A 25,100-nucleotide genomic window follows, 5' to 3' on the forward strand; every position below is an offset into this window, starting at 1 on the left:
GGCTATACACACCATGCGCATCGTTGCCAATTCGCTGCACGACGAAGTCGCCACATCGCTGCGGGAGGAGATCTTCGCGGGCACGCTGGCGCCGGGCAGCTTCCTCGACGAGGCCGCGCTGTGCGAGCGGCTGGCCATCTCGCGCACGCCGCTGCGCGAGGCCTTGAAGGTGCTCACGGCCGAGGGCCTGCTGCGCCACGAGCCGCGCCGCGGCTGCTTCGTGGCCGAGGTGACCGAGCGCGACCTCGACGAGATCTTTCCGGTGATCGCGCTGCTCGAGGGCCGCTGCGCCTGGGAGGCCGCGCGCAACGCGAGCGATGCCGACATCGCCACGCTCGAGTCGCTGCACGACAAGCTGGTCAAGCATGCCGCGGCCAAGCGGATCACCGCCTACTACGCGACCAACCTGGTGATCCACGAGGCCATCATCACGCTGGCCGACAACCGCTGGCTGGCCCAGACCATCGGCGACCTGCGCAAGATCCTCAAGCTCGCGCGGCTGCAGCAGCTCAACGCCCCGGGCCGGCTGGCGCAGAGCCTGTCGGAACACCTGGCCGTGTTCGCGGCGCTCAAGGCGCGCGACAGCGACGGCGCCGAGGCCGCGATGCGCACCCATCTCCACCGCCAGCGCGAAGCCCTGCGCGCCGTGGCGCTTCAACAGAAATCGAGGCTGGCTTCATGAATGCTTCCACCTGGCTCACGCGCAGCGTGTCGCGATTGCGCCCCGACGCCACGCCGGCCGCCGGCCCCGAAAAGGAGGCCGCACCGTCTTCCACCACGGCCCCGGCGAAGAAGAAGGCCGCGCTGCCGCCGCGCACCCTGAGCGAGCGCCTCGACGCCACCCTGCGCCGCCACGGCGAGGCGATGGCGCCGCGGGCGCTGCGGCGCGCGCTGACCGAGCTGCAATCGGTGGTCGACGCGCGCGTCAGCGAGGTCGAAGCCGGCCGGCGCGCCTGCGAGGTCATGCGCTGGTACGCCGAACTCGATGCCGCCGAGCGGCGCGACGTCTGGCTGCTGATCAGCGAACGCTTCGCGCCCGATGCCAAGAAGCTCAGCAGCGCCCGCGCGCGCCACGAGGCGGCGGCCGGCACCGCCGACGAAGGGCAGGCCGAGGTGCACCTGCGCCGCGCGCTGGCCTCGCCGCGCGCGCGCCTGCTGCAGCGCTTCACCATCGACCCCGACGGCATGCGCTTCCTGATCGACCTGCGGGCCGAGCTGCTGCCGCAGGTCAAGGGCGAGCGCCGCTTCGTGCCGCTCGATGCCGAACTCGAGCACCTGTTCTCGACTTGGTTCGACGTGGCCTTCCTCGACCTGCGCCGCATCAGCTGGGACTCGCCGGCCTCGCTGATCGAGAAGCTGATCCAGTACGAGGCGGTGCACGACATCAAGAGCTGGGCCGACGTGAAGAACCGGCTCGACAGCGACCGCCGCTGCTATGGCTTCTTCCATCCGCGGCTCCCCGACGTGCCGCTGATCTTCGTCGAGGTGGCGCTGGTCGACCACCTGAGCGACGGCATCGTGCCGCTGCTCGACGAGGCCGCGGCGCTGGCCACCGCGGACAAGGCCAGCACCGCGATCTTCTATTCGATCAGCAACACCCAGACCGGCCTGCGTGGCGTGAGCTTCGGCGATTCGCTGATCAAGCGCGTGGTCGAGACGCTGCAGGCCGAGTTCCCGCGGCTCAAGGTCTTCGCCACGCTGTCGCCGATCCCGGGCTTTCGCCCCTGGCTCGGCAAGCACGCGGCCGAGATGCTGCTGCGGCTCGACGACAAGCGCGCGCGCGCCCTGGGGCAGGCGCTGGGCTCGCTGCCGCCCACGCCGGAGCGCCTGCTGGCCGCGGCCGACGATGCGCTGGCGCTGGAGGCGAAATCGCCGGTGCGCCAGATGCTGATGCAATGCGCGGCCGAGTACCTGGGGCGCGCCACGGTCGAGGGCAAGCCGGTCGATCCGGTGGCGCGCTTCCACCTCGGCAACGGGGCGCGGGTCGAGCGGCTCAACTGGGCCGGCGACCCGTCGACCAAGGGCGTCAAGCAGGCCTACGGGCTCATGGTCAACTACCTCTACGATCTCAAGCGGCTCGACAAGCACCGGGCGCTGCTGGCGCAGGGCAAGGTGGCGGTCTCTGGCGATGTCGACAGCCTGTTCTTCAAGGCTTGAGCGCGCAGTTTTTCGACGGGCCGATTTCCACGGCGTGCCGACGGCCCCGGCACATGAGCGTTGCATAAAAACAGGAGACAAGACAATGAACCACAGCTTTCAGCGCCGCGACATGCTGCGCCTGGCCGCGGCGGCCGCGGCCGTCCTTGGCGGCGGCGCGCAGGCGCAATCCGGCTGGCCCTCCAAGCCGGTCACGCTGGTCGTGCCGTTCCCGGCCGGCGGCGGCACCGACGCCTTCGCGCGGCCCTTGTCGGCACAGTTCTCCAAGGGCACCGGCCAGACGCTGGTGATCGACAACCGCGGCGGCGCGGGCGGCACCTTGGGCGCGAGCGTCGCGGCCAAGCTGCCGCCGGACGGCTACGGCCTGTTCATGGGCGCGGTGCACCATGCGATCGCGCCCTCGATCTATCCCAAGCTCGACTACGACATCGAGAAGGACTTCGTGCCGCTGATGCTGCTGGCCAACGCGCCGCAGGTGGTGGTGGTCAACCCCAAGCGCGTGTCGCAGACCACCGTCCAGGAGTTCATCGCCTATGCCAAGCGCAACCCGGCCAAGATGAACTACGGCTCGGCCGGCGCCGGCACCTCGCACCACCTGGCGGGCGAGCTGTTCAAGCAGCAGACCGGCACCTTCATCACGCACATCCCCTACCGCGGCGCGGGCCCGATGCTGCAAGACCTGATCGCGGGCAACGTCGACGTCTGCTTCGACGGCCTGGGCTCGTCCTCGCAGCACATCAAGGGCGGGCGCATCAAGGCGCTGATGATGGCCGGCGCCAAGCGCAACCCGGCCTTCCCCGACGTGCCCTGCGCGGCCGAGGTGGGCCTGCCCGACTACACCGTGACCACCTGGTACGGCCTGTGGGCGCCCAAGGGCACGCCGGCCGAGGTGCAATCGCGCATCATCGAGGACATGAAGAAGGCCCTGGCCACCGACGAGCTCAGGACCATCTGGGCCGCCAACGGCTCGGAGATTCCCAACCTCACGAACGCGGCCTACGGCGGCTTCGTCAATGCCGAAATCAGGCGCTGGGCCGCGGTGGTCAAGGCCTCGGGCGCCAAACTGGAATAAGGAACCGAACCATGGCGGGTGAGATTCGCGTCGAGCGCGAGGGCGCGGTCGCCTTCGTGACGCTGGTGCATGCGGGGCGCCTGAACGCCATGTCGCGCGCGATGTGGCGCGAACTGCGCGCGGCCTTCGAGGGCCCTGCGTCCCTGTCGGCCGACGCCGCCCTGCGCTGCATCGTGCTGCGCGGGGAGGGTGGGGCCTTCTGCGCCGGCGGCGACATCTCGGAATACCCGTCCTTCCGCTTCGACACGGCCGCGCTGCGCGTCTTCCATGAAGACGAGGTCGGCGCCGCGCTCAAGGCGCTGCGCGGCTGCGAAGTGCCGATGCTCGCGCAGATCGAAGGCGCCTGCATGGGCGCCGGCCTCGAGATCGCGAGCTGCTGCGACATCCGGCTGGCCGGCGCCTCGGCGAAGTTCGGCGCGCCCATCGCCAAGCTCGGCTTCCCGATGGCGCCCTACGAGGCCGCGCTGGTGCACCGTGCGGTCGGCGACGCGCTGGCGCGCGACATGCTGCTGGCCGCGGGCGTGCACGGCGCGCCCCGGCTGAAGGAGGCCGGCTTCCTGCTCGAGGTGCTGCCCGACGCGGCCGTCGCCGACGCGGTGCGGGTGCATGCGCATCGCATCGCCGCACTCGCGCCCGAGGCCGCGCGCGCCCACAAACGCATGCTGGCCGCATTGGCCGGCGTCGACAGCGGCGGGGTCCAAGCCCTGCTGCCCACGGCCTACGATTACGCCGATTCCCCCGAACACCGCGAAGGCATCGCCGCCTTCCTTGCCAAACGTCCTCCTGTTTTCCGAGACCCCGCATGACGACCCACGCCAACCTCTTCGCCGCGCTGCGCGCCGCCTTCCCCGCCGACCTCGATGCGGTCGCGGTCGAGACCGACGACGGCCTGCTCTATTCCTGGCGCGACCTCGACCGCGCGAGCGCGATGATCGCCAACCTGTTCGCCGCGCTGGACCTGGAAGAGGGCGCGCGCATCGCGGTGCAGGTCGAGAAATCGGTCGAGGCGCTGATGCTCTACCTGGCTACGCTGCGCGCGGGCTATGTGTTCCTGCCGCTCAACACCGCCTACCGCGGGGCCGAGATCGAGTACTTCATCGGCAACGCCGAGCCGGCCGTGGTGGTGTGCAGCAGCGTCAACGCCGGCTGGGTCGGCCCGATCGCGCAGGCCGCGGGCACGCGCCATGTGTTCACGCTCGACGACGACCGCACCGGCACCTTGCTCGAGCTCGCTGCGCAGTGCAGCGACCGGCACACCGTGGCGCGCAAGCAAGACGACGACCTGGCCGCCATCCTCTACACCAGCGGCACCACCGGCCGCAGCAAGGGCGCGATGCTCACGCACCGCAACCTGCTGTCGAATGCCGAGGTGCTCAAGGACTACTGGGGCTGGACCGAAGGCGACGTGCTGATCCATGCGCTGCCCATCTTCCATGTCCACGGCCTGTTCGTCGCGATCCACGGCGCGCTGCTCAACGGCAGCAAGATGATCTGGCTCAACAAGTTCGACCCGAAGCGCGTGGTGGCGCGGCTGCCCGAGGCCACGGTCTTCATGGGCGTGCCCACGCTCTACGTACGCATGCTGGCCGAGCCCGGGCTCACGAAGAAGGCCTGCAAGCGCATGCGCCTGTTCATCGCGGGTTCGGCGCCGCTCTTGATCGAGACCTTCCACGCCTGGCAGCAGCGCACCGGCCACACCATCCTCGAGCGCTACGGCATGAGCGAGACCGCGATGCTCACCTCCAACCCCTACAGCGCGGTGCAGGGCGAGCGTCGCGGCGGCACGGTGGGCTTCGCGCTGCCGGGCGTGCAGCTGCGCGTGCGCATCGCCGACGAGAACGGCGACAGCCGCGAGGCCGGCACGGGCGAGATCGGCAACATCGAGGTCGACGGCCCCAACGTGTTCGCGGGCTACTGGCGCATGCCCGAGAAGACCAAGGAGGAGTTCACCGCCGACGGCTTCTTCAAGACCGGCGACGTGGGCCAGATCGACGGCCTGGGCTACATCACCATCGTCGGCCGCAGCAAGGACCTGATCATCAGCGGCGGCTACAACGTCTACCCGGCCGAGATCGAAGGCTTCATCAACGAACTGCCGGGCGTGGCCGAGAGCGCGGTGGTGGGCGTGCCCCATGCGGACTTCGGCGAGGTGGGCGTGGCCGTGGTCACAACCAGGCCCGGCGCGGTGATCGACGCGGACGCGATCGTGGCCGAGCTCAAGGCCAGGCTGGCCAACTTCAAGGTGCCCAAGCGCTGCTTCGTGGTGGGCGAACTGCCGCGCAACGCCATGGGCAAGGTGCAGAAGGCGCTGCTGCGCGAACAGCACAAGGGGCTGTTCGCGCGCGCCTGATCCTCAGTCGGGCAGCGCGCTCAGCGCGCGCGGCTCTTCGACCTGGGTCGCGTTGTGCTCGGAACGGTAGCGCGAGGCCATCGCATAGACGGCCTTGCGCACCCGCATCACCGAGCCGATGGGCCGGTGCGCGGCCAGGCCGTGCCAGGGGCTGAAGGACATGCCGTCGTCCACCGCCGCCGAGCGCGCGGCGCTCCAGGCCACCTGCGGACGGGCCACGATGCGCGCCACCGTGAGGTAGGGGCTCAGGTCCTCCGGCCATTGGACCGAGGCATCCTCGATCGGCATCTTCTCCAGATCGGTGCACAGCTGCACCCGCAGCTCCCAGGTGCCGCCATGGACGCCGAAATGCGCAACCACGGCGTCGCGCAGGGCGTTGGGCCGCTCGCCCAGGTCGACCGGCGCATCGGTCAGCGCCGTGAGTTCGGGCGACACCGGCACCAGCTGCAGCTTGCCCATGTAGGGGCCGAAGCGCATGGGCACCTGCGTGAAGAAGGTCTCGCCCAGGATGTTCGTCGCGGGATGGCCGCCCAGCGCCTTGAGCGTGCCGCTCTCGCCGCCGGCCTTCTCGATCAGGCTCTCGAGTCCGCGCAAGGTGGCCGACAGCGCCTTCTTGAGGCCCGGCGCCTTGTCGGTGCTGGCCGCCAGCAGCTTGAGCGTGCCCAGGAACTTCTTGGCCGTGGGCGCGCTGAACACGGGCCCGTTGACCATGAGGAAATCCTGCGTGACGTCGGCTTCGGAGCCGGGCAGGCGCTCGCCCGGCACGCCCACGATCTTCAGGCCCAGGCCGCGCGGCGTCGACACGCTGTCTTCCAGCAGGTCGCCGGGCACGGTCGACAGGCGCATCACGACCGGGTAGGTGGCGGGCGTCGCGAACACACCCTGCGCGAGCATCTCGGGCAGGCCGGCCGCGACCTGCAGCTCGCCGAACAGCAGGCCGTGGCTCTTCGCGTGCACGCTGCGGTAGGCATGGCCCTCGTCCTTGCGCACGGTCTCGTTGATCTCGTAGAGCGTCTCGTTGAGCGCCCGCTCGGTCTCGGCCTCGTCGTCCTCGAGCGCTTCGTATTCCGGCTGGTAGGGCAGCGGTGTGATGGGATGCGTGGTGGGGTCGCTCATGGCATTTCCTTTGAATCGTGGGTGAAAACTGGCGGGTGGCTGCCGGTGCGGCGCAGCCGGATCGGGATCGCCTTGAAGGCCGGCACCTGGCTGCCCTCGGCGTGGTGCGCGAGCGGCACCAGCGGATTGCATTCGGGGAAGTAGCCGGCCGCGCAGCCCGCGGGGATGTCGAAGGGCGTCACACGCAGGCCGGCCACTTCGCGCCTCACGCCGTCGTCCGTGGCCGTGCAGGCGGTGACGGTATCGCCCTCTGCCAGGCCCAGGCGCGCGATGTCGGCCGCATGCAGCAGCAGCACCTGGCGCGTGCCGTAGATGCCGCGGAAGCGGTCGTCGAGGCTGTAGATGGTGGTGTTGAACTGGTCGTCGCTGCGCATCGTCATGAGGCGCAGCACGTCCGGCGCGGTCTCGGGCGTGTCGGGGTCGGCCACCAGCGTGTCGGGCACGATGAACTGCGCCTTGCCGCTGGGCGTCTTCCAGATGCGCTCGCGCGCCGGGATCGGCCGGTGGAAGCCGCCGGGCGCGCGGAAGCGGCCGTTGAAGTCGCGGAAGATCTCGGGCCAGGTGGCCTCGATGGCGTCGCGCACGCGGCCGTAGTCGCCCGCCCAGGCGGCCCAGGGCACGTGGTCGCTGGGCCCGAGCGTGGCCTGCGCGATGCCCGCGATGATCGCGGCCTCGGAGCGCAGCGTGGCTTCGGCCGGTTCGGCCATGCCGTCGGAGGCGTGCATGAAGCCGGTGGAATCCTCCACCGACATCGTCTGCGCGCCGCCCGCCTGCCGGTCGATCTCGATGCGGCCCAGGCAGGGCAGCAGGTAGGCCACCTCGCCGTGCACCAGGTGACTGCGGTTGAGCTTGGTCGCGACCTGCACCGTGAGCCGCAGGCGGCGCCAGGCCGCCTCGACGCGCGCGGTGTCGGGCACCGCGCGCAGGAAGTTGCCGCCCAGGCCGACGAAGGCGCGCACCGAGCCGTCGAGCACGCCTTCGCAGGTGGCGACGGTGTTGCGCCCCTTGTCGCGCGGCGGCTCGAAGCGGTAGAGCGCGGCCAGCCGGTCCAGCGGCGCGAGCTCGGGCTTCTCGGTGATGCCCACGGTGCGCTGGCCCTGCACGTTGGAGTGGCCACGCACCGGGCAGATGCCCGCGCCGCGCCGGCCGATGTGCCCGCCCAGGAGCAGCAGGTTCGACACCATCTGCACGTTCATCACGCCCTTGCGGTGCTGGGTCAGGCCCATGCCGTAGATGCCGATCACGGCACGCGCGCGGGCATAGACCGCGGCCGCCTGTTCGAGCGCCGCGCGGGTGAGGCCCGATTCGGATTCGATCGCCTCCCATGGCGTCTCGCGCATGCGCGCGGCGAAGCCATCGAAGCCCTGCGTGTGCTCGGCGATGAAGTCCGCGTCGACCACGCGTGCGGCACCGCTGCGCCGCGCTTCGTCGTCGGCCGCGATCAGCGCCTTGCACAGCCCGCTGATGGCCGCGATGTCGCCGCCGATCTTCAGCTGCAGGTACTGCGTGCTGATGGCGGTCTGGGCCGGCGTGAGCATCTCGATCGGCGACTGGGGGTTGGCGAAGCTCAGCAGCCCGCGTTCCTTGAGAGGGTTGAAGCTCACGATCGGCACGCCGCGCTGCCGTGCCTCCTGCAGCTGGTGCAGCATGCGCGGGCTGTTCACGCCCACGTTCTGGCCGAAGAAGAAGATCGCGTCGGTCTGTTCGAAGTCGTCGAGCGTCACCGTCCCCACCGGCACGCCGATGGTCTGGGGCAGCGCCACCGAGGTGCTCTCGTGGCACATGTTGGAGCTGTCGGGCAGGTTGTTGTTGCCGTAGAGGCGGGCCAGCAACTGGTACATGTAGCTGGCTTCCAGCGAGGCACGGCCCGAGGCATAGAACACGGTCGACTTCGGGTCGACGGCCCGCAGCGCGCGCAGTTCGGCGCCGATGCCCGCATAGGCCTCGTCCCAGCTGACTTCGAGGTAGCGGTCGCTGGCCGCGTCCCAGCGCAGCGGCACCGTGAGCCGGCCGCCTTCCTCGAGCGCATGGTCGCTCCAGCTTTCGAGCGAGGTGAGAGTGTGGTCCTCGAAGAAGCCGGGCGGCATGCGCCTGGCGGTGAGCTCCCAGGCCGTGGCCTTGGCGCCGTTCTCGCAGAACTCGGCGCGGTGCGGCTTGGCGGGCTTGGCCCAGGCGCAGCTCACGCAGGCGAAGCCGCCGTGCTGGTTCTGCTTGAGCAGCGCCTTGGCGCCCTGGATCGGAATGCGTTCGCGCGCCAGCACGCCGGCCACGGCCTTGAGGGAGCCCCAGCCGCCGGCCGGATGTTCGTTGGGTTCGAAGGTGGGGGTGTCGCTCACGTCGCCGGCCATTTCGTGGAGCCGCGCGTTCGGCGGCCGATGGCCTGCAGTATTCGGACCGCCGCAAAGGCCCGCGTAGGGCAGTGCTGCCGCGCGGTGTCGGACGGGCCGCCACCGACAATGCGCGCATGAAAACCCTCGCGCTCTTCGTCGCCACCGCGCTGGCCGAAATCGTCGGCTGCTACCTGCCCTGGCTCTGGCTCAAGCAGGGCAGGTCGGTCTGGCTGCTGCTGCCCGCGGCGTTGAGCCTGGCGCTGTTCGCCTGGCTGCTCACGCTGCACGCCACGGCCGCGGGCCGCGTCTATGCGGCCTACGGCGGCGTCTACATCGGCGTGGCGATCGCCTGGCTCTGGGCCGTGGACGGGATCCGGCCCACGCCCTGGGACGTGGCCGGCGTGGTGGTGGCGCTGATGGGCATGGGCCTGATCATGTTCCAGCCCAAATGAGGGCCGGCCTCACTTGACCAGCAGCACCGACACCGGACTCTCGGCGATCACCTTGCTGGCCACCGAGCCCATGAGCGCGCGGCCGAACAGGCCGTGGCCATGCGTGCCCATGACGATCAGGCCGGCGCCGGCTTCCTTGGCCGCGGCGACGATTTCTTCTGGTGCATGGCCATGGCGTTCCTGCGTGGTGAACGCGCTCACGCCGTGCTCGGTCAAGGCTTTCTTCACCGGCTCGAAGACCTTGGCGGCTTCTTCGGCGTAGTAGCCATCGACGATCTCCTTGGCCACATGGCGCTTCACATTGCCCGGCAGGGCGGTGCAGACGTGCAGCACGACGAGTTCATGGCCTTCGACGAACATGGCGCGGTGCTCGGCGAGGTAGGCCAGGGCTTTCTGGGTGTAGGGGCTGCCATCGACGGCGACGAGGATTTTCATGGAGGTCCTTTCAAGGTCATGGAAGAGGTGCGACCGTGGGCACGGCCCCTCTGCGACATGTGACCACAGCCCGGTGCCTCCGGGTGCGCTTGCCCCCGGAGACGCTGCGGTCTTGACCTGGAGCGTAGGGCCCCGGCCGGCCCGCCGGCTTGACGCAGGTCAAGCCGCGGGGCCGGGCGTCCTCAGCGCTTGGGCTTGAGCTCGACGATCAGCGCGGGCGGCACCCGGCCGTCGACGTCGCGCGGCAGCTTTTCGGTCTTCTGCAGCGCGCGCAGTGCGGCCTGGTCCCAGGCGGGCAGGCCGCTGGACTTGACCAGCCGCGGCGTGCCGACGATGGTGCCGTCGGGCGCCAGCCGCACGTCGAACTCGGCGGCCGGGTTGCCGTTGACCAGTTCGGCATCCGGGAAGACCACGTTGGGCCGCACGGCCGCCGCCACCCGGCCGCCGTAGCTGCCCGAGGGGCCCGAGGACTTCAGCGCGTTGCCGGTCGCGTTGTCGTCGCCGCTGGCACCGGCCAGGCCCTGCATGCGCTTGAGCGTGGCGGCGCGGTCGGCCGCGGCCTGCTTGGCGGCATCGGCCTCCTTCTTCTTCGCCGCCTCGGCCTGCTGCTGCTGTTGCTGCTGCTTGGCCTCGGCTTCCTTCTTCTTGCGCGCGTCGGCCTGGGCCTTTTCCTGCGCTTCGCGGCGATCCTGCGCCTCTTCCTCGGCGCGGCGCTTGGCCTCGAGTTCCTTCTTTTCCTGGGCCGCCTTCTTCGCGGCTTCCATCTTCTTTTCCTGCTTGGCCCGTTCGATCTCCTGCTCGCGCTCCTTCTGCTCGCGCGCCTTCTTCTCGCGTTCGAGCGCGATGTCGGGCGGACGCGGAGCCGGGGCAGGCTCGGGCGCCTTCACCGCGGGCGGCGGTGGCGGCGGCGGGGGCGGCGGTGCCGGTGTCGGCACGGGGGCCGGCGCGGGCGGCGGCACCGGGGCCGGCGGCTGCGTGAGGCGCGGCGCGGCCTGCTGCACCGTGGTCGACCAGATCTCGGCCTCGACGGCATCGCTCTCGGCATCGCGCTTCCAGTGCACGCCCCAGGTCAGCGCGGCGATCAGCACGGCGTGCGCGGCCAGCGCGAAGGCAATGGCGCGCGGCGTGCCGCGTTGCGGCGGAGGGGCGAACTCGGGGCGGTCGGCGGCGAGCGACATGCCTTACTTCGCGCCCGTGGTCGTGACCGACAGGCCGACCCGCTCGACGCCCGCGCGCTTGAGCAGGTTCATGGCCTTGACCACGGTCTCGTACTTGACCGACTTGTCGGCGCTGATGACCACCGGGCGCTCGGCATCGCCGCCCTGCGCGGTCTTCACGGCGCTGCCGATCTGCGTGAACGGGATGGCGCTGCCGCCCGAGCCGCTGGACGGGTCCTTCTTGATCTGGATCTCGTCGTCGGTCTTGATGACGATCTCGATCGGCTTGTCGGGCTGCTTGTTGGCGCGGTCGACGCTGGGCAGGTTGATCACGCTGGGCGTGATCAGCGGCGCGGTCACCATGAAGATGATCAGCAGCACCAGCATGACGTCGATGAACGGGACCATGTTGATCTCGTTGATCGTGCGGCGGCCGCGGCCGCGGGAGGAGGTGGCGGGCATGGGCTCGGCTTCCGTTGACGGCGGCTCAGCGGCCGGCGCTCGAGGGCGCCGGCTGGGTCGACAGGTTGCGCTGCAGGATGTTCGAGAACTCCTCGATGAAGGTCTCGAGCGCGATCGCGGTCTTGTCGATCTCGCGGGCGAAGCGGTTGTAGCCGACCACCGCGGGGATGGCGGCGAACAGGCCGATGGCGGTGGCGACCAGCGCCTCGGCGATACCGGGCGCGACGGTGGCCAGCGTGACCTGCGTCAGCGCGGCCAGGCCGGTGAAGGCATGCATGATGCCCCAGACCGTGCCGAACAGGCCCACATAGGGCGAGACCGAGCCGACCGTGGCCAGGAAGGAGAGGTTGGATTCGGCCACGTCCAGCTCGCGCTGGAAGCTCGCCCGCATCGCGCGGCGCGCGCCGTCGAGCAGCGTGCCGGCGTCGGCCACATGGCGCTCGCGCAGTTTCTGGTACTCGCGCATGCCGGAGGCGAAGATGCGCTCCATCGGGCCGGCGAGCTTGGCGTTCTGGGCCGCCGAAGCGAAGAGTTCGTTGAGGCTGGTGCCCGACCAGAAGTCGCGCTCGAACTCGTCGTTGAGGGCGCGCATGCGCTTGAGCGCGAAGAACTTGCGGAAGATCGCCGCCCAGCTGGCGATCGAGATGCCGGCCAGCAGCAGCACCACGAGTTGCACCGGCAGGCTGGCATGGATCAGGAGGGTGAGGATCGAGAGGTCTTGGTTCATGGCGTGAGAGGTTGAGACATGGAGCCGCGATGGCGCTCGAGGGTTCCCGCAACATGGGCCGGAATGCGTGAGGGGCGCAATGTGAGGCCATCGACCCAGCCGATGCGGATCGTGCCTTCGCACAGCAAAGAGGGTTGCTCTTCTTTTGATAGCACGCGCTGGGCGATTATGGCCGACGCCGAGCCGGTCTGCCGGAGTTCGACCGTAACAAGCAGTTCGTCGTCGAGGCGCGCCGGCCGGTGGTACTTGAGCTGGGTCTCGCTCACCACGAACATCCCGCCGCTCTGTTCGCGCAGCGCGCGCTGCTCGATGCCCAGGTCGCGCAGCCACTCGGTGCGCGCGCGTTCCATGAACTTCAGGTAGTTGGCATAGAACACGATGCCGCCGGCATCGGTGTCCTCCCAGTAGATGCGGATCGGGAACTGGAAGCTCATCCGGCCAGCGTCTTGAGCCGCGCGATCGCTTCTTCGAGGTGCGCCATCGAGCTGGCGGTCGAGAAGCGCACGAAGCGCGCGGTCTCGGCGGTGCCGAAGTCGCGGCCTGGCGTGATCGCCACATGGGCGCGCTTCATCACCTCGAAGGCGAAGTCCCAGCTGCCCTCGATGCCCAGCTTGCGCGCGAACTCGGTGCAGTCGGCCCAGGCGTAGAAGGCGCCGTCGGGTTCGACCGGCACCGTGAGCCCCAGCGCGTTGAGCTGCGGAATGAACCAGTCGCGCCGGGCCTTGAACTCGGCGCGGCGGCGTTCGTACTCGGCGATGCTCTCGGGCTCGAAGCAGGCCAGGGCCGCGTACTGCGCCACGGTGCTCGCGCAGATGAACAGGTTCTGCGCCAGCCGTTCGACCGCGGGCACGATCGCATCGGGCACCACCAGCCAGCCGAGCCGCCAGCCGGTCATGTTGAAGTACTTGCTGAAGCTGTTGATGCTGATGACCTGGTCGTCGATGGCCAGTGCGGTCTGGCCGAAAGCGTCGTCGTGCGACAGGCCCAGGTAGATCTCGTCGATCAGCGTGATGCCGCCGCGGCGCGACACCACCTCGTGGATGCGGCGCAGTTCGTCGGGCGCGATCGAGGTGCCGGTCGGGTTCGAGGGCGAGGCCAGCAGCACGCCGCGCGTCCTGTCGGTCCAGGCGGCCTCGACCTTGGCCGCGCTGAGCTGAAAGCGCTCGGCCGCGGTGGTCGGCACCAGCACGGCGCGGCCGTCGGCAGCAGTCACGAAGTGGCGGTTGCAGGGGTAGCTGGGGTCGGGCAGCAGGATCTCGTCGCCGGCCTCGATCAGCGCCAGGCAGGCCAGCTGCAGCGCGGCCGAGGCGCCGGCGGTGATCACGATGCGGCGGGCCGGCACGTCGACGCCGAAGCGCTCGCGGTACCAGCCGCTGATGCGCTCGCGCAGCAGCTCGAGGCCGGTGGCCTGCGTGTACTGCGTGGCGCCCGCGCGCACGGCGCGCACCGCGGCTTCCTGCACCAGCGGCGGCGCGGTGAAGTCGGGCTCGCCGATGTTCAGGAAGATCATCGGCCGGTCGGTGTGGGCCACCTCGCGCGCCAGCGCGCTGGCGGCCTTGGCCACCTCCATCACATAGAAGGGCTCGATCTTTTCCGCGCGGCTCGAGATCCTCATGCGCGCGCTTTCCCCGATGCGCGGTCGGCTTCGACCTCGGCACTGCGCAGCGTGGGCGCCAGCCCGTTGAGCACCGCGTTCACGTACTTGTGGCCGTCGGTGCCGCCGAATTCCTTGGCCAGCTCGATGCACTCGTTGAGCACCACGCGCCAGGGCACGTCGAGGCAATGGCGGAATTCGTAGACGCCGATCCACATCACCGCGTGTTCGATCGGCGAGATCTCGCCGAACTTGCGGTCCAGCAGCGGCTGGATCATGGCGTCGAGTTCGGCTTCCTCGCGGATCGTGCCGTGCAGCAGCGCGTCGTAGTGCGCGGCGTCGGCCTTGTGGAAGCCCGCCAGGTCGCGCGTGAAGTGGTCGATCTCGGTCGCGTCGTTGCGGCCCACCAGGTGCTGGTAGAGCGCCTGCAGCGCGAATTCGCGCGAGCGGCTGCGGTTGGACTTGGCCGAGGCCTTGCGTGCGCCCGTGCTGGTGAGGCCGGTGCGCACCTGGCGCGGCTTGGCGTCTTGTTCGGGAGGAAGGTCTGCGGTCATGAGAGGGTGCTGGCCAGCAGCTGCGCCATTTCGACGGCGACGCGTGCCGCATCGCGGCCCTTGTCGGTCTGGCGGGCCACGGCTTGTTCCAGGTTTTCGGTGGTGAGGATCGCGTTGGCGATGGGCAGGTGGTGGTCGAGTGCGATGCGGCTCACGCTCGCGCCGGATTCGTTCGCCACGAGTTCGAAGTGGTAGGTCTCGCCGCGGATGATGCAGCCCAGCGCGACCAGCGCGTGGTAGCCGCCGCGCCGGGCCATGGCCTGCAGCGCCACCGGCACCTCGAGCGCGCCGGGCACGCGCACGTGGTCGATGTCGGCATCGGCCACGCCGAGCGCGGCGAGTTCGGCCAGGCAGGCTTCGGCCAGTGCGTCGGTGATGTCTTCGTTGAAGCGCGCCTGCACGATGCCGATGCGCAGCCCTTGTCCGTCGAGCGTCGGAAGCTCGCCCTTGTTTGCGTGAAGCACGTGTCAGTCCTTGTGGATGTAGCCGGTGATTTCGATGCCGTAGCCGGCCGCCATGCTGGGCATGCGGCGCGGCGTGCCCAGCAGTTGCATCTTGTGCACGCCGCATTCGCGCAGGATCTGCGCGCCCACGCCGTAGCTGCGCAGGTCCATGCGGCCGCGTTCGGGCGCCTGGGCCGGACGCGCGGTGCCGTCGAACTGGGCCAGCAGCTCGGCCGCGGATTCACCGCAGTTCAGCAGGATCGCGACGCCCTTGTCCTGCTTCGCGATGTAGGCCAGGCTGGCGTCGAGGCTCCAGGAATGCAGCGAGCGGTTGATCTCGAGCGCGTCGAGCACCGACAGCGGCTCGTGCACGCGCACGGCCACGGTCTCGTCGGCGCCCCAGCTGCCGCGCACCAGTGCCAGGTGCACGCCGTTGCTGGGCTTGTCCTGGAAGGCATGGGCGGTGAAGCGGCCCCAGGTGGTCTCGATCTCGCGGCAGCCGACCTTGTGGACCAGCGTCTCGGTGCGGCTGCGGTGCTCGATCAGCGCGGCGATGGTGCCGATCTTCAGGCCGTGCTCGGCCGCGAACAGCTGCAGGTCGGGCAGGCGCGCCATCGTGCCGTCTTCGTTCATCACTTCGCAGATCACCGAGGCGGGCGAGCAGCCGGCCATGGTGGCGAAGTCGCAGCCGGCTTCGGTGTGGCCGGCGCGCATCAGCACGCCGCCGTCGACCGCCTGCAGCGGGAAGATGTGGCCGGGCTGGACCAGGTCGGCCGCCACCGCATTGCGCGCCACCGCAGCCTGCACGGTGCGCGAGCGGTCGGCCGCGGAGATGCCGGTGGTCACGCCCTCGGCGGCTTCGATCGAGACCGTGAAGGCGGTCGAGTGCTGGGCACCGTTGCGCGCCACCATGGGCGGCAGGTTGAGGCGTTCGCACATCTCGCGCGACAGCGTGAGGCAGATCAGGCCGCGGGCGTAGCGCGCCATGAAGTTGATGGCTTCGGGCGTCACGTGGTCGGCCGCGAGCACGATGTCGCCCTCGTTCTCACGGTCTTCCTCGTCGACCAGGATGACCATGCGGCCGGCGGCCATGTCGGCGACGATTTCCTCGACCGAGGAGATGGGGGCGGGTGCCCGGCCGGTGCGGTTGCCCGCGATGGGGGTGACGGATGCGTTCATGGCGTGTGCGGTTCAGGAGGTTGCGGCCGGAAGCATCCCGGCCTGGAGCATGCGCTCGACATAGCGAGCGACGGTATCGATTTCGAGGTTCACGCGGCTGCCTTCGCGCAGGGTTCCGAGCGAGGTGTTTTCCACCGTGTGCGGGATCAGGTTGATGCTGATCTCGCTGCCGTCGACCGCATCGCTCACGCTGTTGACCGTGAGGCTCACGCCGTTCACGGTGATCGAGCCCTTGTAGGCCAGGAAGCGGGCCAGCGCCGGCGGCGCGAGCACGCGCAGCTCCCAGCTCTCGCCGACCGGCGCGAAGCGGCGCACCGTGCCGATGCCGTCGACATGGCCCGACACGATGTGGCCGCCCAGGCGGTCGCTGGCGCGCAGCGCCTTCTCAAGGTTGACCTGGGTGCTTTCTTCGGCCAGGCCGGCGGTCTTGTCCAGCGATTCGACGGAAATGTCGATGGTGAACTGCTGCTGCGCGGGATCGAGCGTGGTCACGGTCATGCAGGCGCCGTTGAGCGCGATGCTGTCGCCGAGGCCGACGTCATCGAGGTAGCCGGGCGGCGTGGCAATGCTGAGGCGCTTGCCGTGCGAGGAGGAGCTTCCGAGGTTGCGTACGGCGGCGATGCGCCCCACGCCGGTGATGATGCCGGTGAACATCCCCGCATTTTCGCAGAGAACGCGGGCCTTCGGCGGCGCGCGCCCGCGGCCGGGCGATTCGGCCTCAGAAAGCGTCCCGGCCGGCGACGCGGGCCACGATGCGCAGGTCGGGCCCGAAGCGTTCCACAGAGCGGAATTCGAGTGGCAGCGCGCCGCTCAGCGCGCTCAGCGGGCCGCCGGCGAAGGGCTGGCTGGCCATCTCGAGGCCGTCGCCGATTAGCTTGGGCGCCAGGTAGACCAGCAACTCGTCGACCCGGCCTTCGCGCAGCAGCGAGCCGTTGAGCTTGTGTCCGGCCTCGACGTGCAGTTCGTTGACCTCGCGCCGCGCCAGGTCGTGCAGCATCGCGCCCAGGTCGACCTTGCCGTCGGCGTTGGGCAGCTGGACGATGGTCGCGCCGCGCGCCGTCAAGGCCGCGGCCCGGTCGGCGTCGGGCTGCGCGGCGTAGATCCAGACCTGGCGGCCGGGCACGTCGAACAGCCTGGCGCCGGGCGGGGTCTGCAGCCGGCTGTCGACGATCACCAGGTGCGGCTGGCGCGGCGTCTCGACCAGCCGCACGTCCAGGCGCGGATCGTCGTCGATCACCGTACCGACGCCGGTCAGCACGGCGCTGGCGCGGGCGCGCCAGGCGTGGCCGTCGGCGCGGGCCTCGGCCGAGGTGATCCACTGGCTCACGCCGTTCGACAACGCGGTCTTGCCGTCGAGCGAGGCCGCGGTCTTGAGCCGCACCCAGGGCGTCTTGCGGACCATGCGGCTGAAGAAGCCGATGTTGAGCTCGCGCGTCGCCTCGGCCTCGGGGCCGACCTCGACCGCCACGCCGGCCGCGCGCAGCCGCTCGAAGCCCTGGCCCGCGACCAGCGGGTTCGGGTCGGCGATCGAGGCCACGACGCGGCCGATGCCGGCCGCGACCAGCGCATCGCAGCAGGGGCCCGTGCGGCCATGGTGGGCGCAGGGTTCGAGCGTCACATAGGCCGTGGCGCCGGCCACCGACAGCCCACGCGCCGCGGCGTCGCGCAGCGCCATCACCTCGGCATGCGGGCCGCCGGCGCGCTGGGTGTGGCCGCTGCCGATCACTTCGCCGGAAGGCGCGACCAGCACGCAGCCGACGCGCGGATTCGGATCGGTCAGCAGGCGGGCTTCGGAGGCCAGCCGCTGGGCATGCGCGATGTGTTGCGCGTCGAGGGAGGAGGAGGGCATGGGCAGAGTGTGGCGAGGGCGCGCGGCGCGCCGGCGAATCATACGAGTGGTCGCGCATGAGGGATGGACGGCGGCCCATGCGCGGGACGCCAAACCTAGACTGCTCGCACTTCGACGGACGCACGGGACACATCCGGCGCCGATCGCAGGCCTTCAGGGAGGCATCAAGACATGGCGTGTTCCAGGCGTCCGGCCGCGGGCTTTTCCCTGCTCGAGGTGCTGGTCTCGGTGATCGTGCTCGGCGTGGGGCTGCTGGGCACGGCGGGCCTGCTGCTGGGTTCGCTGCGCAGCGCCAACGAATCGGCCACCTTCGGCGCGGCGGTCGATCTGGCGCGCGACCTGTCGGAAAAGCTGCGCAACCAGCCGCAGCTCGCGGCGCGCAACCATGCGGCGAACCCCTACCTCCTCGCGCTCGGCGCCGACGATGCCGTCCCCGACGCCGATCCGGCCTGCGTGGGCGACCGTGCCTGCAACGCCGCGCAGCTGGCCGCCTGGGACCTCCACGAATGGGCCGGCCGCGTGCGCGCCGCGCTGCCCGAGGCGCGGCTCGTGGTCTGCTTCGACGACGCCTTCGCATCGGGCGACGAGGACGCCTGGGCCTGCAGCGGCAGCGGCCGCACCCTCGCGCTGAAGCTGGGCTGGGCGCCGCGCACCGGCCGCGGCGTAGAGGCCGAGGGCCGCGCGCGGGCGCCGCAACTGGTGCTGCAGGTGGTTCCAGGTCGCGGGGAGGATGGCCATGTGCCGGCCGGCTTCTGAGTCGCGCCAGCGTGGCGTCACGCTGGTGGAGCTGATGGTCGCGCTGGCCATCGCTGGGGTGCTGGTGCTCGCCGCGAGCACGGCCTTTCTCGCGGCCCGCAAGCTGTTCGACACCCAGGCCGAGGTCCAGCAGGTGCACGACACGATGCGTTACGCGCGCTACGTGTTGCAGAACGTGGTCCGGCAGGCCGGCTATGTCGACTACACGACCGATGCCGGCGACGGGACGCCGGCCGCGGCGCCGGCGGAGCTCGCGGACCTGCCGGTGTTCGGCGCGACCCGCGCGAGCGTCCCCGGCACGGGCGACAGCGCGGGTGTGCATGGCAGCGACCCCGTGGCGGCCAACGATTCGCTGCGCTTGCGCTTTTTCGGCCGCAACCTGCCTGGCGGCGAGGCGGTCGACACCACCACCATCGACTGTCTCGGCCAGCCGGTGAGCGGGAACGCGCGCGCCTGGAGCTTCTTCTACGTGGCACGCGCCGCCGACGGCGAGCCCGAGCTCTACTGCAAGCGGCGCGCGGTCGACGCGGACGCCGGTGAGCGCTTCCACGCCCAGCCCATCGCGCGCGGCGTGGAGCGTTTCAAGGTGGTGTTCGGCCACGATGCCGACGGCGACAGCGTGCCCGAGCGCTGGATCGATGCCCAGGCCATCGACGAACTCGCGCGGGCGACCGGCGTGGCGTCGACGGTCGAGTGGCGCAAGGTCGTCGCGGTGCGCGTGGGCCTGGTGGTGCGCGGTGCACGGACCCATGCCGACATCGCGAACACGGTCGGCGCGCGCGACGCGCTGATGCCGCTGGGCGCCGCGTTCGCGCGCGAGGCGTCCTTCGTGCCGCCCGCCGATGGCCGCTTGCGCGCCACCACAAGCTTCACGCTGATGCTGCGCAACGTGGTCCGGGCGCCGGCATGAACCGGCGCCGGCGTCACCTGCCGCACGGCTTTTCGCTGATCGTGGTGCTGCTCCTGCTGGGGACGGTCAGCCTGCTGGGCGTGGCGGCCGCGCGGCTGACGCTGGTCCAGGAGGCGATGGTCCGCAGCGACCGCGACACCGAGATTGCCCTGCAGGCCGCCGAGGCCGCGCTGGCCGATGCCGAGCGCGACGTGCTCGGGCCCAACACCGACGCCGCCGAGCGCCTGTGCCTGTTCCAGCACCAGGACGTCGCCGCCTTCGCCGCGGGCTGCGGCAGCGGCCGGGCGCTGGGCCTGTGCGCCGCGGCCGCGCCGGGCGAGACGCCCGCCTGGATCGCGGCCGACCTGTCGCCGGCCAGCGCCGTCGCCGTGCCCTACGGGCATTTCACCGGCCAGGCCTATGGGTCAGGCGACGACCGGGGCGCGGTGCCGGCCCACCTGCCGCGCTACATCGTCGAGGCGGTGCGCCACAACGGCGGCTGGGAGCCCCGGCGGCTGCAGGGCGCGGGCGCCGGCAGCCTCGGCCATGTGTTCCGCGTGACCGCGGTGGGCCACGGCGTCGACCCGCGCACGCAAGTGATGCTGCAGACCACCCTCTACAAACCCACGGTCAGCCCCGGCTGTCCATGAGCAGGGAGTTCCGATGTGCCTTCTTCGACGCCTCCTCGTCGCCTGTGGCGTGGGCCTGGCCTGCGCCGCGCAAGCCGAGGCGCCGCCACGCCCGCCCGAGGTGGCGCTGGCGGCCGAGCCGCTGTTCGCCCGCGCCGCGCGCGTGAAGCCGAACATGGTGCTCGACCTGTCGGTCGAATTCCCGACCACCGGCGCGGCCTACCGCGGCGCCTTCGACATCCGCACCACCTACGTCGGCTACTGGGACCCGCTGGGCTGCTACGACTACGCCGTGGCCGACGGCTATTTCCGGCGCAGCGCCGACGCACGCCAGGACGGCGAAGGCATCGCCTGTGCCGACCAGTGGAGCGGCAACATGCTCAATTGGGCCGCCTCCTCGGCCATCGACATGCTGCGCTATGCGATGACCGGCGGCGACCGGGTGGTCGACACCGCCAGCGCGACCGTGCTGCAGCGGGCCGTGCTGCGCGACGATTTCTACAACTCGGCCCGCTACTTCCCGGCCCGCACGCTCAGCGGGCAGCTCGACCGGCTCACGCCGCTGGTGGCGCGCGGCCAGGTGAAGGCCGGCGGCAGCCTGCGCATCGCCAGTTGCCGCAACCTGCTGTTCGTCGGCAGCGCGAGCACCGGCCAGTGCGGCGCGCCCGGCGCCAACCAGGCCCACGGGCCGGGCGGCGCGGCGCCGTACCTGGCGCGGGTGCAGGTCTGCGGCGGCACCGAGGGCATACGGCGCAGCGATCTCTGCTTCGGCTATCCCAGCGGCCATGCCAAACCCGTCGGCGCCATCCAGACCTATGCCGACCGGATGCGCTTCGCCGCCTTCGGCTACCTGATGGACAACCGCAATGCGCGCTACGGCGGCGTGCTGCGCGTGCCGATGAAGTTCGCCGGCCCGAGCGGGCAGGACGCCCGCTTCGAGAAGATTGCCAACGAGGCGGCCGAATGGGACGCCCGGACCGGCGTGTTCGTGCGCAACCCGCTGGCCGCGGAGGAGGGCCTGAGCGGCGTGGTGAACTACCTCAACCAGTTCGGACGCACCGGGCCGGTGGCCGGCAGCTACAAGGGGCTGGACCCGGTCGGCGAGCTGTACTACGAGTCGCTGCGCTACCTGCAGGGACAGCCGCCGTCGCCCCAGGCCACGGCGGGCATGACGCCGGCCATGAAGGACGGCTTCCCGGTCTACAACCAGACCCGCCACTGGGGCCTGGGCGAACGCGCGCGCTGGGATCCGGTGGTCGAGGGCTGCCAGCGCAACCACGTGCTGGCCATCGGCGACCTCTACACGCACCACGACCAGTCGCTGCCGGGCCTGCGCAACGACGGGCTCGACGGTTGGCCGGGCGGCTTCCGCAGCCCCGACCCCGCCCACCTGGAGCCCGACGCCGCCCAGTGGAGCCGCATCGTCGGCGCCTTCGAGAACGACGAGTCGCTGGCCTACACCCACCCCTCGGGCAAGGCCGGCCTGCGCACGCGCGGCAACGCGGATGGCCCGCGCGCCTTCGCCTTCCGCAGCGGGACCCCCATCGGCTCGCGCAGCATGGCCACGCTCGCCACGGGCGCCGACGCCGGCTCGCTGGCCTGGGCCGGGCTGGCCTACTGGGCGCGCACCCAGCGGATCCGCGACGACCATCCGGCGCTGCGCGTGAAGACCTACGCCATCGACGTCGACGAGCGGGGCGACGGCACGCTGCGCCAGGCCCAGCGGGGCAGCGCCTACTACCTGGCGGCCAAGTACGGCGGTTTCGACGACCGCAACGACGACGGCAACCCCTTCGTCACGGTCCGCGGCGCGGGCGACGACGAGGTGGTGTCGAACGCGGAGTGGGCCGCGGGCGTCGACGACGACGGTCTCCCGAAGCCCGCGAGCTACTTCCTCGCGAGCCAGCCGCGGGCCATGATCGCGGCGATCCGAGGCATCTTCCGCCATGCCGCTGCCGCCAGCGGCAGCACCGCGGGCGGCGCGGTGGCGAGCGACCGCGTCACCCGCGGCGGCACGCAGCTCTACGTGCCGCAGCTCGACAGCAGCAACGGGTCCGGCTCGCTGCTGGCCTACCCGCTGCGCTACGACCCCGACCAGGGCGGGCTGAGCCCGGGCGCGACGCCCACCTGGGACGCGGGCGAGCGGCTCAGCGGCAATCCGGCCGCGGTGCCGCCGCTGGCACCCCGCGATCCCGCGAGCCGGCGCATCTTCACCCAGCGCGGCAGCGGGCAGGGCGTCGAGTTCCTGTGGCGCGAGCTGCGCAGCGACGCCGTGCTGGCCGCGGCCCTGGACCGGGCGCCGTTCGCGCCCGACGGCGAGGCCGACGGCCTGGGCGAGGCCCGGGTCGCCTACCTGCGCGGCGAGCGCAGTCGCGAGGCCGAAGGCGCTGGCGGGGGCGGCGTCTTCCGCGCGCGCGGCTCGGTGATGGGCGACGTCGTCAACGCCACGCCGTTGTGGGTCGGCCCGCCCAGTGCCGCGCTGCAGGGGCCGGGCTATGCGGACTTCCTGGCCGCGCACCGGGGGCGGCGGGCCGCGGTGTACGTCGGCGCCAACGACGGCATGCTGCATGCCTTTGCAGCCGACGACGGCAGCGAGCTCTTCGCCTATGTGCCGCGCGCGGTGTCGGCCAGGCTCGCGGCCTACACCGCGCCCGCCTATGTGCACCAGCCTTTCGTCGACGGCAGTCCGGCCGCGGGCGAGGTCCAGGATGCCGATGGCACCTGGCGGACGATGCTGGTGTCGGGCCTGGGCGGCGGCGCGCGCGGCGTGTTCGCGCTCGACGTGAGCCGGCCCGAGCAGTTCTCCGCATCGCAGGTGCGCTGGGAATTCACCGACGCGGACGATCCCGACATCGGCCACGTGACGCAGGCGCCGCGCTTGCTGCGCCTGCGCACGGCGGCGGCGCAGCGGGGCCGGCCGGCCGCCTACCGCTGGTTCGCGGTGCTGCCCTCGGGCTTCAACAACGGCCATCCACGCGGCGCCGGCGCGCTGTTCCTGCTGGCGCTCGACAAGGCGCCCGGCGAGGCCTGGGCCCTGGGGCGCAACTACCACAAGATCGTGCTGCCGCCGCCGGCCGAGCACACGCTGCCCAACGCCCTCGGCCCGGTCGGCGACCAGGCGGGCGCGGACGGTGCCACCCGCGCGCTCTACGCCGGCGACACCCAGGGCAATGTGTGGAAGTTCGACTTCGCGCAGGACGCACCCTGGACGGCCGCCAACGCGCTGGCCTTCGCCGGCGCGCCGCTGATGGTCGCGTGGGACGCGGCGGGCCGGCGCCAGCCCATCACCGTCGCGCCGGAGGTCGGCCGAGGGCCCGGCGGCGGGGCGATCCTGCTGTTCGGCACCGGGAAGTTCGTCGAGCCCGACGATCTGGGCAGCCGTGCCGCGCAGTCGATCTATGCGGTCCAGGACAGCGGGTCGCCCCTGCCGGACGAGGGCGCCCGCACGCAGCTGCAGGGCCGCCGCGTGGCGGCCGAAGGCACGCGCTTCACGGTCACGGGCGATGCCTTCGCTTTCGGTCCCTACGCCGCGGGCGGCGCCTCGCGACGCGGCTGGTACTTCGACCTGCCGGACGCCGAGGCGCGGGGCGAGCGCCAGGTGTCACGCATGGTGCTGAGCGACGGCTACCTGTTCTTCAACACGCTGATCCCCCACCCCGACGCCTGCGGCGCGGGCGGTGGCGGCCACAGCTGCGCGGTGAATGCGATGACCGGCCTGTCGGAGGGCCCGACCTGCATCCCCTCGACGGTCGGCATGCCCGGCGCGCCGCTGGTGCTGCAGGCGGGCGATGGCGCCTTCAGCCGGACCGACGCCTTCGGGCGCCGCACCGACACGCGCAAGCTCGAGGTCGTCAGCATCGGCACCGGGACGGGCAGCGGCCCGGCCGTGTCCATCGACCGGCCGCTCGCCGGCGGCAAGGTCAGCCGCGTGGCGGGGCGCCTGAACTGGCGCCGGGTGCTCGACTTCAAGGAGCTGAAGCCATGAGGCGCGGCACCGCCGCCACGGTCCGGGGCTTCACGATGATCGAGCTGATGATCGCCCTGGTCGTCATTGCCATCCTCGCGGCAATCGCCTATCCCTCCTACCTCGACGCGGTGCGCAAGGGCTGGCGTGCCGAGGCGCGCGCCGCGCTGCTGCAGGAGATGCAGCAGCAGGAACGTTTCTACACCCAGCGCGCACGCTACCGCGACACGGTCTTCGCCAGCGACTCGGGCCTGGGCGCGGGTGCCGGCCGCTACACGCTGACCCTCGACCCCTGCGAAGGGCAGCCCGATGCGCGGCGCTGCATCCGGCTGCAGGCTTCGCTGCGGAGCGGCTTCTCCGACCCGCAGGTCCGCTCGCTCTGGCTGGACAGCCGGGGCGAGAAGGGCTGCAGCGGCACGGCATCGCCGCGTGCGTGCTGGCCATGACCAGGCCCACGCGCGGCGACGGGGGTTTCACGATGGTCGAAATGCTGGTGGTGCTGGTGCTGCTCGCCGTGCTGGCGATGCTGGCCGTCCCGGGCTTTCGCGGCCTGCTGCTGAACCAGCGGCTGGCGGCCGGCACCGGCGACTTCCTCGCCGCGCTGAGCCTGGCGCGCACCGAGGCGCTACGGCGCTCGCAGAGCGTCAGCGTGGTGCCGCTGGAGCGCGACTGGGGCAGCGGCTGGCAGGTGCAGGTCCGGCAGGGCGGCGAGACCACGAGCCTGCGGCGCTTCGAGCCCTTGCGCGAAGGGGTGGCGGTCGACACGCTGGGGAACGGCTTCGACCGCGCGGTCCGCTACGACGCCAACGGCTTCGCCGGCGGCAGCAAGGGCATCAACGCGCTGGGCTGCCTGACCCTCAGGGCCGAGACCGGGCGGCGCCGTTCGATCGTGATCCCGGCGTCGGGCCGGCCCAAGCTGTGCGACCCCGACAAGGCCGGCGATTGCGGCCTGGGGCGCTGCGGCAGCCAGCGCTGACAACGAGGA

25 protein-coding genes are annotated in these 25,100 nt (G+C 71.3%); 12 read left to right on the forward strand and 13 right to left on the reverse strand.

What is annotated here, in order from left to right:
- Window positions 1–13 precede the first annotated feature (13 nt).
- The 5 genes from QTI20_RS05745 (at window position 14) to QTI20_RS05765 (ending at window position 5,579) form a co-directional block, all read left to right on the forward strand.
- Window positions 14–682, forward strand: a complete 669-nt coding sequence (locus QTI20_RS05745; RefSeq protein ID WP_286549421.1) for a GntR family transcriptional regulator — start codon at window positions 14–16, stop codon at window positions 680–682.
- On the forward strand, window positions 679–2,157 hold the full coding sequence (locus QTI20_RS05750) for a malonyl-CoA decarboxylase (RefSeq protein WP_286549417.1): 1,479 nt from the start codon (window positions 679–681) through the stop codon (window positions 2,155–2,157). The genes QTI20_RS05745 and QTI20_RS05750 overlap by 4 nt, the downstream gene beginning before the upstream one ends.
- An 85-nt stretch (window positions 2,158–2,242) precedes the next feature.
- Window positions 2,243–3,229 (forward strand): Bug family tripartite tricarboxylate transporter substrate binding protein, encoded by a 987-nt coding sequence (locus QTI20_RS05755; RefSeq protein WP_286549416.1) that lies wholly within the window; start codon window positions 2,243–2,245, stop codon window positions 3,227–3,229.
- Window positions 3,230–3,240: 11 nt separating this feature from the next.
- Window positions 3,241–4,035, forward strand: a complete 795-nt coding sequence (locus QTI20_RS05760; protein ID WP_286549414.1) for an enoyl-CoA hydratase/isomerase family protein — start codon at window positions 3,241–3,243, stop codon at window positions 4,033–4,035.
- Complete coding sequence (locus QTI20_RS05765) at window positions 4,032–5,579, forward strand: malonate--CoA ligase (protein WP_286549412.1); 1,548 nt, start codon at window positions 4,032–4,034, stop codon at window positions 5,577–5,579. The genes QTI20_RS05760 and QTI20_RS05765 overlap by 4 nt, the downstream gene beginning before the upstream one ends.
- Window positions 5,580–5,582: 3 nt before the next feature.
- On the opposite strand, the gene QTI20_RS05770 is transcribed toward QTI20_RS05765, so the two are convergent.
- Together QTI20_RS05770 and QTI20_RS05775 are read right to left on the reverse strand one after the other, a co-directional pair.
- A complete protein-coding gene (locus QTI20_RS05770) occupies window positions 5,583–6,695 on the reverse strand; it encodes a catalase family protein (protein ID WP_286549410.1) in 1,113 nt (370 codons plus the stop codon).
- A complete protein-coding gene (locus tag QTI20_RS05775; RefSeq protein WP_286549409.1) occupies window positions 6,692–9,043 on the reverse strand; it encodes an FdhF/YdeP family oxidoreductase in 2,352 nt (783 codons plus the stop codon). The genes QTI20_RS05770 and QTI20_RS05775 overlap by 4 nt, the downstream gene beginning before the upstream one ends.
- 116 nt (window positions 9,044–9,159) lie before the next feature.
- Here QTI20_RS05775 and QTI20_RS05780 point away from each other — a divergent pair, with 116 nt between their 5' ends.
- Complete coding sequence (locus tag QTI20_RS05780; RefSeq protein ID WP_286549407.1) at window positions 9,160–9,477, forward strand: YnfA family protein; 318 nt, start codon at window positions 9,160–9,162, stop codon at window positions 9,475–9,477.
- A gap of 9 nt (window positions 9,478–9,486) precedes the next feature.
- On the opposite strand, the gene QTI20_RS05785 is transcribed toward QTI20_RS05780, so the two are convergent.
- From QTI20_RS05785 to ribD, 11 genes are all read right to left on the reverse strand, one after another.
- The gene (locus QTI20_RS05785; protein WP_286549406.1) at window positions 9,487–9,912 is read right to left on the reverse strand and encodes a universal stress protein; all 426 of its coding nucleotides are present in this window, start codon (window positions 9,910–9,912) and stop codon (window positions 9,487–9,489) included.
- A 182-nt stretch (window positions 9,913–10,094) separates the two neighbouring features.
- Window positions 10,095–11,090: a cell envelope integrity protein TolA gene (gene tolA, locus QTI20_RS05790; protein WP_286549404.1), complete on the reverse strand. Its 996-nt coding sequence runs from the start codon at window positions 11,088–11,090 to the stop codon at window positions 10,095–10,097.
- A 3-nt stretch (window positions 11,091–11,093) separates the two neighbouring features.
- On the reverse strand, window positions 11,094–11,531 hold the full coding sequence (locus QTI20_RS05795; protein WP_286549399.1) for an ExbD/TolR family protein: 438 nt from the start codon (window positions 11,529–11,531) through the stop codon (window positions 11,094–11,096).
- Window positions 11,532–11,556: 25 nt separating this feature from the next.
- On the reverse strand, window positions 11,557–12,258 hold the full coding sequence (tolQ, locus tag QTI20_RS05800) for a protein TolQ (protein WP_219216662.1): 702 nt from the start codon (window positions 12,256–12,258) through the stop codon (window positions 11,557–11,559).
- Window positions 12,255–12,692: a tol-pal system-associated acyl-CoA thioesterase gene (ybgC, locus tag QTI20_RS05805; RefSeq protein WP_286549393.1), complete on the reverse strand. Its 438-nt coding sequence runs from the start codon at window positions 12,690–12,692 to the stop codon at window positions 12,255–12,257. Before ybgC ends, tolQ begins: the two co-directional genes overlap by 4 nt.
- Window positions 12,689–13,873 (reverse strand): pyridoxal phosphate-dependent aminotransferase, encoded by a 1,185-nt coding sequence (locus QTI20_RS05810; protein ID WP_286549389.1) that lies wholly within the window; start codon window positions 13,871–13,873, stop codon window positions 12,689–12,691. Before QTI20_RS05810 ends, ybgC begins: the two co-directional genes overlap by 4 nt.
- Window positions 13,870–14,406, reverse strand: coding sequence for a transcription antitermination factor NusB (nusB, locus tag QTI20_RS05815; RefSeq protein ID WP_286549386.1), 537 nt, complete (start codon window positions 14,404–14,406; stop codon window positions 13,870–13,872). The genes QTI20_RS05810 and nusB overlap by 4 nt, the downstream gene beginning before the upstream one ends.
- On the reverse strand, window positions 14,403–14,870 hold the full coding sequence (gene ribH, locus QTI20_RS05820) for a 6,7-dimethyl-8-ribityllumazine synthase (RefSeq protein WP_286549383.1): 468 nt from the start codon (window positions 14,868–14,870) through the stop codon (window positions 14,403–14,405). The genes nusB and ribH overlap by 4 nt, the downstream gene beginning before the upstream one ends.
- 3 nt (window positions 14,871–14,873) lie before the next feature.
- A complete protein-coding gene (gene ribBA, locus QTI20_RS05825) occupies window positions 14,874–16,028 on the reverse strand; it encodes a bifunctional 3,4-dihydroxy-2-butanone-4-phosphate synthase/GTP cyclohydrolase II (RefSeq protein ID WP_286549381.1) in 1,155 nt (384 codons plus the stop codon).
- Between the two features lie 12 nt (window positions 16,029–16,040).
- Complete coding sequence (locus QTI20_RS05830) at window positions 16,041–16,682, reverse strand: riboflavin synthase (RefSeq protein WP_286549378.1); 642 nt, start codon at window positions 16,680–16,682, stop codon at window positions 16,041–16,043.
- A gap of 64 nt (window positions 16,683–16,746) precedes the next feature.
- The gene (gene ribD / locus QTI20_RS05835; protein WP_286549373.1) at window positions 16,747–17,877 is read right to left on the reverse strand and encodes a bifunctional diaminohydroxyphosphoribosylaminopyrimidine deaminase/5-amino-6-(5-phosphoribosylamino)uracil reductase RibD; all 1,131 of its coding nucleotides are present in this window, start codon (window positions 17,875–17,877) and stop codon (window positions 16,747–16,749) included.
- Between the two features lie 171 nt (window positions 17,878–18,048).
- Here ribD and pilV point away from each other — a divergent pair, with 171 nt between their 5' ends.
- The 6 genes from pilV to QTI20_RS05865 are packed head-to-tail and all read left to right on the forward strand — an operon-like array spanning window position 18,049 to window position 25,091.
- A complete protein-coding gene (pilV, locus tag QTI20_RS05840) occupies window positions 18,049–18,633 on the forward strand; it encodes a type IV pilus modification protein PilV (protein ID WP_286549370.1) in 585 nt (194 codons plus the stop codon).
- Complete coding sequence (locus QTI20_RS05845; protein WP_286549369.1) at window positions 18,614–19,543, forward strand: PilW family protein; 930 nt, start codon at window positions 18,614–18,616, stop codon at window positions 19,541–19,543. The genes pilV and QTI20_RS05845 overlap by 20 nt, the downstream gene beginning before the upstream one ends.
- The gene (locus QTI20_RS05850) at window positions 19,540–20,172 is read left to right on the forward strand and encodes a pilus assembly protein (RefSeq protein ID WP_286549367.1); all 633 of its coding nucleotides are present in this window, start codon (window positions 19,540–19,542) and stop codon (window positions 20,170–20,172) included. Before QTI20_RS05845 ends, QTI20_RS05850 begins: the two co-directional genes overlap by 4 nt.
- Window positions 20,173–20,185: 13 nt before the next feature.
- Window positions 20,186–24,136, forward strand: a complete 3,951-nt coding sequence (locus QTI20_RS05855; protein ID WP_286549365.1) for a pilus assembly protein — start codon at window positions 20,186–20,188, stop codon at window positions 24,134–24,136.
- Complete coding sequence (locus tag QTI20_RS05860) at window positions 24,133–24,561, forward strand: type IV pilin protein (protein ID WP_286549363.1); 429 nt, start codon at window positions 24,133–24,135, stop codon at window positions 24,559–24,561. Before QTI20_RS05855 ends, QTI20_RS05860 begins: the two co-directional genes overlap by 4 nt.
- The gene (locus tag QTI20_RS05865) at window positions 24,558–25,091 is read left to right on the forward strand and encodes a GspH/FimT family pseudopilin (RefSeq protein WP_286549361.1); all 534 of its coding nucleotides are present in this window, start codon (window positions 24,558–24,560) and stop codon (window positions 25,089–25,091) included. The genes QTI20_RS05860 and QTI20_RS05865 overlap by 4 nt, the downstream gene beginning before the upstream one ends.
- Window positions 25,092–25,100 lie beyond the last annotated feature (9 nt).

Source organism: Variovorax sp. J2P1-31 (genome assembly GCF_030317215.1).
Lineage (GTDB): Bacteria > Pseudomonadota > Gammaproteobacteria > Burkholderiales > Burkholderiaceae_C > Variovorax.

Coding starts and splice junctions, on each gene's coding strand:
- QTI20_RS05745 (WP_286549421.1), top strand. CDS start 14: ATGCGCATCGTTGCCAATTCGCTGCACGACGAAGTCGCCACATCGCTG.
- QTI20_RS05750 (WP_286549417.1), top strand. CDS start 679: ATGAATGCTTCCACCTGGCTCACGCGCAGCGTGTCGCGATTGCGCCCC.
- QTI20_RS05755 (WP_286549416.1), top strand. CDS start 2,243: ATGAACCACAGCTTTCAGCGCCGCGACATGCTGCGCCTGGCCGCGGCG.
- QTI20_RS05760 (WP_286549414.1), top strand. CDS start 3,241: ATGGCGGGTGAGATTCGCGTCGAGCGCGAGGGCGCGGTCGCCTTCGTG.
- QTI20_RS05765 (WP_286549412.1), top strand. CDS start 4,032: ATGACGACCCACGCCAACCTCTTCGCCGCGCTGCGCGCCGCCTTCCCC.
- QTI20_RS05770 (WP_286549410.1), bottom strand. CDS start 6,695: ATGAGCGACCCCACCACGCATCCCATCACACCGCTGCCCTACCAGCCG.
- QTI20_RS05775 (WP_286549409.1), bottom strand. CDS start 9,043: ATGGCCGGCGACGTGAGCGACACCCCCACCTTCGAACCCAACGAACAT.
- QTI20_RS05780 (WP_286549407.1), top strand. CDS start 9,160: ATGAAAACCCTCGCGCTCTTCGTCGCCACCGCGCTGGCCGAAATCGTC.
- QTI20_RS05785 (WP_286549406.1), bottom strand. CDS start 9,912: ATGAAAATCCTCGTCGCCGTCGATGGCAGCCCCTACACCCAGAAAGCC.
- tolA (WP_286549404.1), bottom strand. CDS start 11,090: ATGTCGCTCGCCGCCGACCGCCCCGAGTTCGCCCCTCCGCCGCAACGC.
- QTI20_RS05795 (WP_286549399.1), bottom strand. CDS start 11,531: ATGCCCGCCACCTCCTCCCGCGGCCGCGGCCGCCGCACGATCAACGAG.
- tolQ (WP_219216662.1), bottom strand. CDS start 12,258: ATGAACCAAGACCTCTCGATCCTCACCCTCCTGATCCATGCCAGCCTG.
- ybgC (WP_286549393.1), bottom strand. CDS start 12,692: ATGAGCTTCCAGTTCCCGATCCGCATCTACTGGGAGGACACCGATGCC.
- QTI20_RS05810 (WP_286549389.1), bottom strand. CDS start 13,873: ATGAGGATCTCGAGCCGCGCGGAAAAGATCGAGCCCTTCTATGTGATG.
- nusB (WP_286549386.1), bottom strand. CDS start 14,406: ATGACCGCAGACCTTCCTCCCGAACAAGACGCCAAGCCGCGCCAGGTG.
- ribBA (WP_286549381.1), bottom strand. CDS start 16,028: ATGAACGCATCCGTCACCCCCATCGCGGGCAACCGCACCGGCCGGGCA.
- QTI20_RS05830 (WP_286549378.1), bottom strand. CDS start 16,682: ATGTTCACCGGCATCATCACCGGCGTGGGGCGCATCGCCGCCGTACGC.
- ribD (WP_286549373.1), bottom strand. CDS start 17,877: ATGCCCTCCTCCTCCCTCGACGCGCAACACATCGCGCATGCCCAGCGG.
- pilV (WP_286549370.1), top strand. CDS start 18,049: ATGGCGTGTTCCAGGCGTCCGGCCGCGGGCTTTTCCCTGCTCGAGGTG.
- QTI20_RS05845 (WP_286549369.1), top strand. CDS start 18,614: ATGTGCCGGCCGGCTTCTGAGTCGCGCCAGCGTGGCGTCACGCTGGTG.
- QTI20_RS05850 (WP_286549367.1), top strand. CDS start 19,540: ATGAACCGGCGCCGGCGTCACCTGCCGCACGGCTTTTCGCTGATCGTG.
- QTI20_RS05855 (WP_286549365.1), top strand. CDS start 20,186: ATGTGCCTTCTTCGACGCCTCCTCGTCGCCTGTGGCGTGGGCCTGGCC.
- QTI20_RS05860 (WP_286549363.1), top strand. CDS start 24,133: ATGAGGCGCGGCACCGCCGCCACGGTCCGGGGCTTCACGATGATCGAG.
- QTI20_RS05865 (WP_286549361.1), top strand. CDS start 24,558: ATGACCAGGCCCACGCGCGGCGACGGGGGTTTCACGATGGTCGAAATG.